The organism is Aquimarina litoralis, assembly GCF_019295435.1.
Classification (GTDB): domain Bacteria; phylum Bacteroidota; class Bacteroidia; order Flavobacteriales; family Flavobacteriaceae; genus Aquimarina; species Aquimarina litoralis_A.
Genome location: NZ_WEKL01000055.1, coordinates 1 through 13,396, shown reverse-complemented (window position 1 = coordinate 13,396; position 13,396 = coordinate 1). Strand labels below are relative to the sequence as shown.

At 30.2% G+C, this 13,396-nt stretch carries 17 protein-coding genes; all 17 read left to right on the top strand.

Annotated features, from left to right (window positions below; translation table 11 throughout):
- Nucleotides 1-31 precede the first annotated feature (31 nt).
- Nucleotides 32-739, top strand: a complete 708-nt coding sequence (locus GBO31_RS20685) for a DUF6090 family protein (RefSeq protein ID WP_219010380.1) — start codon at nt 32-34, stop codon at nt 737-739.
- Nucleotides 740-823: 84 nt separating this feature from the next.
- Nucleotides 824-1,555: a DUF6090 family protein gene (locus tag GBO31_RS20680; protein WP_246615937.1), complete on the top strand. Its 732-nt coding sequence runs from the start codon at nt 824-826 to the stop codon at nt 1,553-1,555.
- 54 nt (nt 1,556-1,609) lie between these two features.
- Complete coding sequence (locus tag GBO31_RS20675) at nt 1,610-2,035, top strand: VOC family protein (RefSeq protein WP_219010378.1); 426 nt, start codon at nt 1,610-1,612, stop codon at nt 2,033-2,035.
- A 45-nt stretch (nt 2,036-2,080) separates the two neighbouring features.
- Nucleotides 2,081-2,887: a hypothetical protein gene (locus tag GBO31_RS20670; protein WP_219010377.1), complete on the top strand. Its 807-nt coding sequence runs from the start codon at nt 2,081-2,083 to the stop codon at nt 2,885-2,887.
- 76 nt (nt 2,888-2,963) lie between these two features.
- Nucleotides 2,964-3,530 carry a hypothetical protein gene (locus GBO31_RS20665; protein ID WP_219010376.1) on the top strand — a complete coding sequence of 189 codons (567 nt, stop codon included), beginning with the start codon at nt 2,964-2,966 and terminating at the stop codon, nt 3,528-3,530.
- Nucleotides 3,531-3,599: 69 nt separating this feature from the next.
- Nucleotides 3,600-4,205 (top strand): macro domain-containing protein, encoded by a 606-nt coding sequence (locus GBO31_RS20660; protein ID WP_219010375.1) that lies wholly within the window; start codon nt 3,600-3,602, stop codon nt 4,203-4,205.
- 103 nt (nt 4,206-4,308) lie between these two features.
- On the top strand, nt 4,309-5,262 hold the full coding sequence (locus GBO31_RS20655; protein WP_219010374.1) for a tetratricopeptide repeat protein: 954 nt from the start codon (nt 4,309-4,311) through the stop codon (nt 5,260-5,262).
- Between the two features lie 153 nt (nt 5,263-5,415).
- Nucleotides 5,416-6,012, top strand: coding sequence for a hypothetical protein (locus GBO31_RS20650; RefSeq protein ID WP_219010373.1), 597 nt, complete (start codon nt 5,416-5,418; stop codon nt 6,010-6,012).
- 34 nt (nt 6,013-6,046) lie between these two features.
- On the top strand, nt 6,047-6,859 hold the full coding sequence (locus GBO31_RS20645) for an alpha/beta hydrolase (protein ID WP_219010372.1): 813 nt from the start codon (nt 6,047-6,049) through the stop codon (nt 6,857-6,859).
- A 282-nt stretch (nt 6,860-7,141) separates the two neighbouring features.
- Nucleotides 7,142-8,584 carry a hypothetical protein gene (locus GBO31_RS20640; RefSeq protein WP_246615936.1) on the top strand — a complete coding sequence of 481 codons (1,443 nt, stop codon included), beginning with the start codon at nt 7,142-7,144 and terminating at the stop codon, nt 8,582-8,584.
- 10 nt (nt 8,585-8,594) lie between these two features.
- Nucleotides 8,595-9,473: an ATP-grasp domain-containing protein gene (locus tag GBO31_RS20635; protein ID WP_219010371.1), complete on the top strand. Its 879-nt coding sequence runs from the start codon at nt 8,595-8,597 to the stop codon at nt 9,471-9,473.
- Between the two features lie 99 nt (nt 9,474-9,572).
- On the top strand, nt 9,573-10,376 hold the full coding sequence (locus GBO31_RS20630; protein WP_219010370.1) for a hypothetical protein: 804 nt from the start codon (nt 9,573-9,575) through the stop codon (nt 10,374-10,376).
- A 24-nt stretch (nt 10,377-10,400) separates the two neighbouring features.
- On the top strand, nt 10,401-11,231 hold the full coding sequence (locus tag GBO31_RS20625) for a hypothetical protein (protein WP_219010369.1): 831 nt from the start codon (nt 10,401-10,403) through the stop codon (nt 11,229-11,231).
- Between the two features lie 15 nt (nt 11,232-11,246).
- Nucleotides 11,247-11,606, top strand: a complete 360-nt coding sequence (locus GBO31_RS20620; protein ID WP_219010368.1) for a nuclear transport factor 2 family protein — start codon at nt 11,247-11,249, stop codon at nt 11,604-11,606.
- 21 nt (nt 11,607-11,627) lie between these two features.
- The gene (locus tag GBO31_RS20615) at nt 11,628-12,005 is read left to right on the top strand and encodes a hypothetical protein (protein WP_219010367.1); all 378 of its coding nucleotides are present in this window, start codon (nt 11,628-11,630) and stop codon (nt 12,003-12,005) included.
- Between the two features lie 60 nt (nt 12,006-12,065).
- Entirely contained in the window at nt 12,066-12,410 is a 345-nt protein-coding gene (locus GBO31_RS20610; protein WP_219010366.1) for a phosphotyrosine protein phosphatase, read from the top strand.
- Between the two features lie 90 nt (nt 12,411-12,500).
- A complete protein-coding gene (locus GBO31_RS20605; RefSeq protein ID WP_219010365.1) occupies nt 12,501-13,307 on the top strand; it encodes a LytR/AlgR family response regulator transcription factor in 807 nt (268 codons plus the stop codon).
- Nucleotides 13,308-13,396 lie beyond the last annotated feature (89 nt).

Sequence of the window (13,396 nt, the reverse complement as noted above, 5' to 3'; positions counted from 1 at the left end):
ATGATAAAAACATAAGATAAAAGGACAACAAATGATAAAATTCTTTCGTAAAATTCGACAAAATTTACTCACTGAAGGGAAATTTGGAAAATATCTAAAATATGCGATAGGAGAGATCTTACTAGTTGTCATTGGGATACTCATTGCAGTCCAAATCAACAATTGGAATATCGAATTTCAAAATGAAGAAAAAGAAATACTCTATCTAACGCGACTTACTACAAATTTAGGTTCCGACATCAGACTATATAAATCCATCATGAGTAAAGATAGCCTTCTCATCGATACTTTAAATCAAGTTAAAAGAGATATCCCGAAATATATGGAATCGATAGAAAAACCTGTTGAAGATTTTAATTTTTTAAAAGCTGGATATAAGTTCACCGCTAACACAACAGTAATTGATAATCTTATATCGTCAGGACAGATAGAATTATTTAGAAGTAATTATCTCGTAGAAGATATCTTAGTTTACTATAGACAAACAAAACACGTTAAGGAAACAGTTGACACAGCAATAATTACTCAAAACAACGAAACAATTAATTATCTTATCTTGAGGTTCAATTCAATTAATAGTACTGATGAAAATTATTTAAAAATTTTGGAAAACTCCATTGATTATAGAATTCAATTAATTAAGAAACAAATCAAAAGTTATAATGCTCAAAAAAATCTAGCTAAAAAACTAATCAAAAAGATAAATGATGAAATTGATCTTATAGAAAATGTTTATTAAAAAAAGTAAGCACAGAATTAGAAGAATAATTAAATCATGAAACCATAACCAATGATAAAGTTCTTTCGTAAAATTCGGCAAAAAATGTTAACCGATAATAAATTCACCAAGTATTTACTATATGCCATTGGTGAAATTGTTCTTGTTGTTATTGGAATATTAATAGCGGTTTCTATAAACAATAACCAGCAGAGGAAGGTTTTACTAAAAAAAGAACAGACTTATCTTAAAGGTCTAAAAAGTGAGTTTGAAACAAGTAAACTTAAACTAAATGAGTTACTAGAGGTAAATGAGGAAAACTATTTGAGTGCTAAAAAAATCATGGAAAGCATTTCGAATCCAAATATGGCCTTAAGTGAGAAGCAATTCTCGAGATTATTATTTCGTTCTTTTTCTTCGGATATCTATTTTAATGCAAATAATTCATTGCTAAATGAAATAGTTAGTTCTGGTAGTTTAAAGGATATTACAAGTAGTGAACTTAGAATACGATTAACCAATTGGGAATCAACTTTAAAAGATATTGCTAGACAAGAAGAAGAACTAGGGCATCAAAGAGAAAAAGTGCTTGATATGTTTAGAACCAATACAAACAGTATTAGGACTATATTCGAGCAAACAAATCCAAATTCTGAAATAAATTTTCATAAGAGAGAGACCAACGTTAGCAACTTAAACTTATTAGAATCACTTGAATTTGAAAACAATATTCTAATGTTTTATCTAACAAGTAAAGCTACCGAGATTTCTCACTATAAACCACTAATGGAAGAACTAAACGCTATTTTAGAATTATTAGAAACAGAAATCAAATAACGATAAGGATACACTGTACTTCATTACTAAAACGAATCTCTGAAAAAATAAAACATGGCGACAATCAATACATATTTGAGTTTTATGGGTAATACCGAAGAAGCATTTAATTTTTATAAATCTGTATTTGGTGGCGAATTTGTAGGAGGAATAAGACGTTATGAGGATATGCCAGATAATGATGCGTTGTCCAAAGAGGACAAGAAAAAAGTAATGCATGTTGGATTACCAATAGGATCTGGAAATGTCTTGATGGGTACTGATATCCTAAAGTCTAGAGGACAATCAATAACCTTCGGAAATAATTTTTATATATCTATCAGTCCAGAGAGTAGAGAAGAAGCCACTCAATTATTTAATGGACTTTCTTCAGGAGGAACAATCACATCTCCATTAGAAGACACTTTTTGGGGTGCGTACTTCGGAGCATTTACCGATAAATTTGGAGTGCAATGGATGGTAAATTATCTAAAACAATAAATTAAATATAACAAATGGTTCGCGAGAAGATATATGTAAGTAAAAATGAAGCCCGAAATATTACATAGAATAAAAATTCCAATAATAGCTGATAGTGTTTTAAGTCCACAAGTTCATTATGGAAACGTTCATCATCATGAGCCTATTACAGGAATCTATTTCAATACTCAAGATGAGCATTATGGTAGAATCACCTTTGAAAACTTTGATTCCTTAAAAGTTTGTAGAGGAGAAATGCTTCCTATTGACTATGATTGGGAAACTCATGAAAGAGGCGTTTGGATTTTTAAAGTTGAAAACTCTCAATGGCTTGTTGATAGATATACTTATGAAAAAAAGCACTATGGTGGATCTTATGAATTTGGTGGAGATGTAGAGGAAATGAAAACTCATTTTAACCATTATATTTTTTCATTTCATGATCAATTTGTTGAAGTCATTTCTAGAGGTTTCTGGTTTGAAAAAAGTGACGAAACATTATTCGGTAAACCACTCCAAAAAGGACATCCTTTTTTGACTATTTCGGATATGGAATATGACTCATTTGAAGAACACACCTTAACATATCGATATTGGGTTCATAAAGTTTCAATAGAAGAATTGGTTCATAATGCACAATTCTGTACACAAACCCTAATGGAATTTGCTTTAGAATTAGACGGCAAAGCAAGAGTGGATCACAGGTTAACATTAACACTTGATGAAGAAGGGAATGTAATGACTCATTTATGTGGATATTTTGGCAATAAACAAGTTACGTTTCCTAAGATAGCGAACATTGAAGATGTAAAACCATATTTGAAAAAATATATGAAAGAAGTCTTTGATAGAAGGCAAAAAATGAAGAAATAGACTACCTATAACGAGATATAAAAATATACTTGGAATATATTTTATAAATAATCATTTACGAATATTACAGAAAACAATGAAAAATTTAATAGGATGCATACTGTTAGTTCTAATTTCTTGTCAAGGAAAACAAGAACCTAAAAACATAAAAGATACTACCAATGAATCAAGCTTCAAACAGGACAACAAAACCATAAATAATACGGACGGTTTATTTATCCTAAAGGAAATAATCAGTGAAAATTTTGTTAGAATTATTCCACCAAAAAATGCTGATTTTGAATTTCCAGACAGTTCTGCGAAAACAGAACCTTTTAAAAATGGTGATTTTAATGCCGATGGAAAAATAGATATATTAGTTTATTTAGGTGCTTGCGGAACAGGAGGTTGCATGTATGGTTTATTTTTAAATCAATATGATGATTTTTACAAATTAGTATTTATGGATTACTTAAAAAACGCTGAATTCAAAGTAGAAAAAAGTGGTGTATGGACCATAGAATCATCAGAAGAACTTGAGCCATATAACCCTTCTAAAATTCAAATTACTACCTTTAAATTTGACAAAAGTAAATATGAATATATAATCGATACTACTTTTGTTCATCATGACAAAGAAGCAGAAGAAATGATAAACGAATAAAAATAGATCGTTTACAAAATGTTTCTTCTAAATAGATATATCTTAACGTTCGCTAATTAAAACAAAGTAATGTCCACATCTCCTAAATTATTTAAGATAACCTTAATTGACCTTCAAAAAGAATTATGCGATGAATGGGAAAAATCCTTTGCTGAGTTTCCTGAAATAGAAATTGTCAATGGAAAGTTTGAATTTGTAAGAGAGTTTGATTGCTTGGTTAGTCCAGCAAATTCTTTTGGTTTAATGGATGGCGGAATTGATTTAGCAATACGGAACTATTTTGGTATGAAAATCCAATATAATGTTCAAAAAAGAATTCAAAGAGAGTTTTATGGAGAACAACCTATTGGGACTTCAATCATAGTATTTACAGAAAATGAATATCATCCTTTCTTGGCTCATACACCAACGATGAGAGTCCCAACTGATATTTCAAAAACAGATAATGTCTATAATGCCTTTTTTGCCATGTTAACTGCCGTTGCCAATTATAACAAGAATAACAAAATACGAATCGAAAAAGTACTTTGTCCAGGAATGGGTACTGCAACTGGAAGAATGACTCCAAAAGAAGCTGCCCGACAAATGTCAACTGCTTATAAAAACTTTCTAAATCCAACTACCAATATGGATTGGAAAAATCTAAATAAACGTCATAAAGAAATAATAGGATAAAACATAAAATCCGAAAAAGAAATAAAATCTCTTTTCTCTAAATTTAGATGCTCTTGAAAATAAATCGAAATAATTAATCCATAAACCATCAAATAACGAGTAAATGAATGAGTTCCTGAAACTATATGAAGACAAAGGTTTGCCTTCACGTTTAAAGATCTTTTTTGAAAAGGAAGAATATAAAAATTACCGATCTCATTTTGTATATGGTTTAAAGGGATTCTCGAGAGAAGTAAAACTAGAAATCAGCTTTAAAGTAAAAGATTTTGATGAATTGTTAGACTACTTTTCAGATCAAGGAGTAAATGATACAACTCCATATATGATTCCTTTTATATTGATAAAAGATAATGAACCTTCCTGTTTTGTTGTAGATAGTAGAAATGAAGATTGTCCAGTTTTATTCTTTGATAGTAGAGAAAATATCTTTCAGGAGCATAGCGATAGTTTAGATAGCTTTTTATCCAAATTATTAACTAGTAAGGACAAAGTCCCGATTAAGAAAGTAGCATTAGCAACAAAAAAAGCACTGACGTTGCTTAAAAAGAAAAACTATACTGAAGCCATAACCATATTGGAAGATGCTATTTTAAATTATCCAGAAGAGGATGAAAGCCAATTTTTTGATAGTAACACAAAAGTACTTCCAGAAGGTTTCAAAACTTTAGCAAACTGCTATCTATTGAATAAAAATCCTATTAAAGCTAAAGATATACTTGAAAGAGGTATGCGCCAAAATATATTCTCTTGTGGTGCTTATCTAGTAGAAGTATACAGTAAAGCTTTTGAAGATCATCAAAAGGCTATTGAAGTTGGAGAACAGGCGCTTGAAAGCATTAAGCCAACAAGTGATTATCGTGCTTGGTGTGATCTAAGAGAACATTTGGGATTGGTATATGTTAAAGAAGGAATCAAAGACAAAGCCAACAAAATGTATCAAGAACTACATGGTGGAAAAATTGAAAATGCTAGAAACTCTTTGCAAAGTATTATCAATGAAAACCACCCAAACAGAGCCTTAGCAGAAGAAATATTAACTTGGTTTACTCCTAAATAAAATGTATAGAATGATAAACCAAAGTAAACCTTGAATAGTGAAGGGTTTTAATAAACAACTCTTAACAATTAGTATATTGCATAGGTTCTTTGAAGAAGGAAACACCATCAATAAGAACATTGTATCGTAATAGATACTCAAGAATATGACAAAATGAAAGAATCTATACTTAAAAATATTACCCAAGTTATTTTAATCGTTTTCAGTGTTGTCCTTGGTTTATATCTTAGTGAGAGAATTGAGGATAAAAAAAATGAAAAAGAGGCTACTAAGTTATTATCTAAAATAAAATCAGAACTAGTTGAAAATAAAAAGCTTTTAGACTACTGGGTTCCTTATCATAAGGAAATGATTAAAAGCTTAGATAGTCTTTCTGGCGATCAAGTATTCATCAAGAATTTCATTAAAGATAAAGCAACCCTTTACAAAGTATTTACCAGAAATACAATCATGGGCGAAACACCTGCTAATGATGCTTGGGACATTGCTAAATCGCATCCTTTAATTGTAAATTTTGAATATGATGAATTACTCATCCTTTCAAAAATCTATAAACAACAGGGAACTACTTACGAATCGTTTCCAAGAATGATTGATTTATTATTATCTGCAGATTTGAATGCTAAAGAGAATGCCAGAGCAAATTTGGAATTATTCAAAAATCAATTGCAGGATATTACGAGTCGAGAGTTTCAATTAATTAGTTATTATAATCAGGCAGAAACGATCCTAAAGTATCAAAATAAGTAAGAGGAAACATTGATTTTAATTTTGAGAAAATACTATGACTCCAGACCATCAATTAAACCTACGTTCACGGCATCCTGATTTTCAGAGTTTTCTAGATATCAATGAAAATGAATCAGTAAGAGTAAGAAAAAACTATCACTGTTTTTTAAATGAAAAATATGGAGGAAAACCTCTACAAGCCTTAGATATTTTTCCTTCTAGCACTCGGAATTCTCCAATTGTAGTATTTATCCATGGAGGCTATTGGAGAGCTTTAGATAAAAATAGTTATAGCTTTATAGCTGAACCTTTTATAGAAAACAATCTAACAACATGTATTATTAATTATCGCCTTATTCCAAGTGTGAATATGGAAAAAGTTCTAAACGATGTGGTAGATGCTGTAAACTGGATCAAAAAGGAGGCACTACGATACAATGGTAATTCTAGTGAGATCATTCTATGCGGTCATTCTGCAGGCGGTCATCTCGCTTTAATGACATATTTAATGAGCGAAAATTTAAGATCGAGTATTAAGTTAGTTTGTAGTCTTAGTGGCATATTTGATCTAGCTCCTATAAAAAATAGTTACCTTAATGAGGTACTGCAGTTGGATGAAAGTGATATTGAAAAGTATAGTGTCACGAATAATAATTTGTCTGAAATAAAATGCCCCGTTTTACTTAGCGTAGGTTCTAAGGAAACAGATTTCTTTATCGAGCAATCTAAAAACTTATATATTGAAAATAACGAAAAAGCTCCAATAGAATACTATGAATATCCACATTTAAATCATTATCAAATAGTTCATAAATTAGGGAAAGAAAACAGTTATTTAGTAGATTATATACTATCTAAAACAAAGTAAAAACTATAACAAAAACAATTGCCCTAAAAGTACATTTTGAATAGAAGACTATAAACGATTCCTTGAAAATTGATGGTACAATAATAGATTTCTATTTACCTACTGAAAACATAAAATGCAAAAGGTAGGGTAACATTTCCCTTGATTTAGATACTTATTATAGTAAATCATATATTGAATCGTGCATATATCTTACCGTTGACAATAATGTTATAGATATAAGCTATTTCTTTGAAGTTTATAATGACAATGATGATTCATAAAATCTACAAACATTAGTATATGTTAGGTTACGTAATAATAATAGCTTTAATAGTTTTATTTGGTATTTTCTTGTATTGGGCATATTTACCTGATTATAGAAGAAACCCTAAGGAATTTTTGAGAACAATAATTGGAATGCCTATTGGAATATTACTTGATGGAATAGGTTTTGAAGACCTGAACGATAAAATAAAAAAGTGGGCAGTTGGAGAGAAAAAGAAAAGCCCTATTAATATCAAAGAAGAATGGAATCATCTTGGAAGCAAATTTGCAAAGGAGATTAATGAAATGGTCGAATTTGGCGAAAAGAATGGATGGGAAAATTGGAATGGACAAGAACCAGAAGATAAACGTGAGCATTTGGCAGATGAAATTTTCAAGCTTTTAAAAAAAGCGAACGAAACAAATACTATTGAAGAATTCAGGAATGAATATCCTCCTTCACATACTCCATTGATAAAATTCATGGAAAGTAAAAGTCAAAGTATAGAACAATTACAATTCATTGATCAACAAAAAATAATATTCTTAACAGGAACATCATACCAAAAAAGGCAAGCGTATATTCTTGACAATGAAAAAATAATTGAGTTGGATTCCTCAATTTCCGCTATAGGAAAATCCAAGAAAAATAACGTTTTTGCTATTTCTGCAAATAATTTGGTGACAACCACGCAAGGCTGGGAGGGAGACATCATTTCTACTTTTACATTACAAAAGACCAAAAACATTGGAATTACCGAATTAATCCCTTTTAACGATGGTAAAAAAGTCTTATTAATCACCGCGGAAGGTATTTATTTAATTGATAAAGAGTCTGAGACAATGATTCATCCAGAACCTGATGCGGAAGATGAAGAGTGGGATTCCTATATTGATATGGAAAATGGAACCTTATCTAATGATAACCAATTTATTGTGGTAGGAGATCAGTGTTCAGAACATAGAATATTAGATAATGAAGGTGTTCAAATTGGTAAAATAGGGCAGCAATCAGAATATCCACATTACTGTCTTTTTTCAAAAGATAACCGTCAATTAATAACCAACTCTTGTCATTTTTATAATGGAATTACCATCGGAGTAGCAACCGAACAATTAAATGGAATCGACATCTCAGAATATGAAGAGAGTACATTATATACAACAATAGATAAAGAAATGCGTGTATATTGTGGTATCTCAACCAAAGACTACTATATTTTAGGTGATGCACATGGATATATAAGAGCTATAGATCATAAAGGGAAACATCTATGGAGACACTTTTTGGGCTCCACAATAAGCGGAATTACAATTTCAGATGATGAGAAAACTTTATGGGTAGGTTCTTATTCTGGTATGATTCATAAATTACAACTAGGAAAAGGCTTTAGAGATAATCATACTATCGGAAATGGAAATCATTATGAAGACTTCAGAATGATTTTATGGAAAGAAGAACCAATAATGAAATGGTAAAAAATAGACGATGAGAATCATATTTTGTGATAGTGTATTCGATAATAAAACAATCGAGCCTGATTATGAAGAAGAAAAGAAAGCTGCCGTTAATGCTGGTTTTGACTTTTCTTTAATTAGTTTCGAAGAATTAACAGATGGAAACGTTGCAACAGCATTACGATATGTAAAAGAAGTTGAAAACAAAGAACTCGGAATCTATAGAGGATGGATGCTCACTCCAACTCAATATCAAAACCTATATAACGGTCTTTTAAAAAAGAATATTGAATTAATAAATTCTCCAAAGGAATATGAGCATTGTCATTACTTACCAAACTCATACTACAAAATAGCTCCTAAAACTCCAAAATCTAACTGGACTAAGGAATTAACCGATGCTTCTATACAGCAATTGACTGAAGAATTTGGTAATAGTGCCATAATCGTTAAGGACTTTGTAAAATCTGAAAAACATCATTGGAAAGAAGCTTGTTTTATACCTAATGCTTCCGATTTTGATACAGTAAAATCTGTTGTTGATAAATTCATCGAACTTAGAGGAGATTCCCTAAACGAAGGATTGGTATTTAGACAATTTGAAGAGCTGGAGTATTTAACCGAACATTCAAAAAGTGGAATGCCTTTAACTAAAGAATTTAGAATATTTTTTGCCAATAAGAGAATTATTAATGTATTCGATTATTGGGACGAAGGAGTATATGGAGAAACATCACTGGAATTGGATGATTTTATTGAAATAGCAAAGAAAATTGAGAGCAATTTCTTTACAATGGACGTTGCTAAAAAGAAAAACGGAGAATGGATCATTATGGAACTTGGAGATGGACAAGTTGCAGGATTACCAGATAATGCGAACAGGAATGATTTTTATAACAATCTAAAATAAAACATATTGTAGTAATTAAGGTAATGGCACATTAATATTTCAAGATGAAAAAAGCAATCCTAGTAGATTCGTTTTATATTTTCATAGCTTTATAATCAGATGAAACATAAACAAATAATAGATAAAATTGGTTTTAATCAACTTACTCAAGCAATAGAAGAAGATTTGGCTAGATTGATTAATCGTGGTATGTCTTTCAAAAAAGGAGGGAGCATTCGTAATGTTTCTGAATATGCTATACCTCTTATGCTAACTAGATGGAATTGTGTTTTGTTAGCAGAAGATGGGATTGCCAAATATTATAAGGAAAAGGTTGCTTTGACATTAGCTGTCTTATTTCACAAATATGGATTATATGATAAAACAATAACAAATAAAGCATTTCACGCTATAGATAAACTAAACGATGATGTGGTTTTAAGTGATGACTTTTATAGGAAATCTGATCAAATAAAAGATTTTTTAAAAACTAAGCCCTTAGAATTAAAGAGGAAACCTAAAAAACCAAATAACATTACATTCTTCAGGCCTAATGATATAGTTTCAATAAAATTATATAATAATTACTATGCTGCATATATTCATAAACTAACAGGAGTAAATGAGGCTCCAATTCTTGAATTTTATGATGGCATATTCGAAAAAGTACCGGAAGCAAAAGAGTTAAAAGGATTAAAAGCTAAAGGAGAGAAGTTTAATGATGGAAAAATTCATAAAGCTAATTTTGCAATTTATGGAATGAAATATCAACCTGATTTGGCAGGTCAAATCGAATTAATAGATACTAATAAAAATTCAGATTTTGTGCCAAATAATAGTCATTTAGAAGATTCAATAGGCCTTTTTACAGTCAGTAATTTATTCTCTATACAAAAGACCATTAATAAGATGTTTGATGAATAAAATGCTACCTAAAACATAGTTGAAATGAGTATGGATTACTATTTAAATACACCATTAAAGAAAAATAATATGAATAAAATTTGGATGTTATTACTTCTTGTACATTCAATCATAAGCTGTTCGGATAACAAGATTGATAAAAAAGGATTTCAAGTAAGTGAAATAACAGAAAATGAAGACGGTCAAAAAATTGTTGGTCTTCAAATAGATTCATTGAAACTAGAAACTCAACCGAGAAATGTGCTTTTAACTTTTAATCCAAAACATCGATTAACGCCAATTTACAAAGTAAATTATAATAAGAAAACTAAAAAATACTTTACTGGTTCCAATTCTTATCATACCAATTGGAATGATGACTACGGAGAAGGTAATAACTGGAATCAGAATTTTATGCCAGGATTCAAAGCCATTTATGGATATAACTTCGTGAATGTTTCTCATTATGATAATCAAACGAAAACCGAAAATAAACTTTTTGAAAAACCAGTTTTGATCAAAACACTTTATTATCCTGCCTTTTCAAAAGATACTTTAAACTATGAACCCGTAAAAAGAGATTTTTATATGGTTTCTGTTTATGATGAAGATTCAAACAAAGACGGATTTATTAATGTAAAAGATTTAAGAGAATTCTATCATTTCGACATCAATGGAATGAATAAAAAAGCACTAATTCCAAAAGAATACTCTGTTATGAGTTCAGAATATGATTCTGCAAATGATTTTATGTACATATTTGCCAGAAAAGATACCAACCAAAACGGACAAATGGAATCAAATGAACCGATGGATATATTCTGGATAGATTTAAAGGATCCAAAAAATGTTGGTCAGCAATATAAAACAGAATAAAATACATTTTGAAAAATGAGACCTAAAGAATTGATTAAAAAATGGATTGAGATATTCAATGAAGGCGATGCAGACAAAATTGCAGAACTATACCATCTGGATGCAATTAATCACCAAGTTGCTAACGAACCGATTGAAGGAAGAAATGCCATTAAAGCAATGTTCTCGGCAGAATTCAGTACAGCGGATATGACCTGTATTCCTGAAAATATATTTGAAGATGGAGAATGGGCGATTTTGGAATGGAAAGATCCCTTAGGGTTAAGAGGATGTGGATTCTTTCAAGTAATAGATGGAAAAATCAAATTTCAACGTGGATATTGGGATAAATTATCATTTTTAAGAATGCATAACCTACCGATTCCAACAGAATAACAATGATTAATTATTAAAAAAATGAAACCTGGTTTTGTATCAATAGTGGAGTGTTTTAATATTTCAGGAATAGGTCTACTAACAGAACTTCAGCATTTTGAAAAAGGTATTCCACCTGAAACCCAAATTATCGATCTTAATACTCAGGAATTTTGGATTGTTAAAAAGAGAGTCCTTTCAGGAATACTACTGGTTGCAAATGATTCAGAAATATACTTTGACTGTGAAACTCAGTATACCCATGTAAGTAGTACATTCAAAACATTGGAAGATAGAGAAATTGCCGTTCAGAGAGAATTGGAAAAACGAAAAAATGGAATCTATTGGTATGTACTTAAACCCGATAACAAAAAACAGAAAGTAAAACCTGAAAAAGGAAGTTTGTTAAAAATAAAATAATACTATAACACTATCTGAATATAATTTTACATTAAAGATTTGTTCAAACCCCAAAATACAATGAAAAAAATACTTTTTGTTTGCTCTGCAAATAAACAAAGGTCTAAGACCGCAGCTGATTATTTTTCGGAAAAACTCAAAGGTTTTGAATTCGATTCAGCAGGAACTAATCATAAAATTTGTCATAATGAAGGTACACAACCTTTAACTTATGAGCTTATGAAATGGGCTGACCTCGTTATGGTAATGGAAGAAAGGCATAGAAAATTGATTATCGAAAATGGAGGGTCCAAATTTGGTAAAAAAATAAACGTATTAGCAATTCCTGATAGATTTAAATATTTCCAAAAGGAATTAATTGACTTACTTGAACAAAAAGCAAGACCCTTGATCATGAATTTGTAACCAAAATGGCTTAACCAATGAAAGGTTTGATGCACCAAAACTTAGAGTTATTTTTTATTTTTGAATTCTACTAAAAAGAATCGCTAATATATGAGCACTATAAAGCCTACCAAAAATACTATAACAGTATGGCGTTGGTTTCAGAAAGCCATTGTAGTAATCATTTTCTCTTTAGTTGTAAATCATTTAGCCGCAAGCGATAACTTTATAGCAGATGAATCGTATAGATTTCCTCTAGTAGGTTTTCTGTTTACTATTATTCTGTCTATAGTTGTTATCATCATAGCCGATATAAATTTTAAAGTCTACGAGAAAAAATATTTCTCTAAAAAGGTCGAATTCTCGACTATGGCTAGGTTTATGATCTCTACATTAGGATATATTAGCATTATCTACATTCCTGCAAATATCATTGTAGAAATAGTTCTAGGAGGGGAGATAGAGTTCTATTTTATAGTAATTGGTTTACTAATTACTTTATTAGTATGTGCTATTTTGATTTGTTTATTATATGCTCAAAACTTATATGATTTATATAAGGTATCTATAAAAGATGCAGAAATCACTATTGAAAGTGGTGCGAAAATAACAAAGCTCACTTATGAACATATTGCTTGTTTTTATAGTGAAAATAAAATTGTCTACACTGTACAAAATGACGGCACAACTATTACCACAGATTTTACATTGAATGAGCTAGAGGAAAAACTAAATGATCAATTATTTTTTAGAGCCAACCGCAAAATTATCATTCACAAGAATTCGGTAGCCCAAGTGGAAAAAATCGAAAATGGTAAGTTACGTATTCGGCTGAATGATTTCATTAAAAACAATGAAATTTCAGAAATCAATATTAGCCGTTATAAACGAAAAGCGTTTATGGATTGGTTTCAATAAAAAATATTCAAAACTACTACCAACTATTCAGTTATAAATTTACGACCATTCAGTAAAAATCCCTATTTTCAAAAGGGTTCTCAGAGACT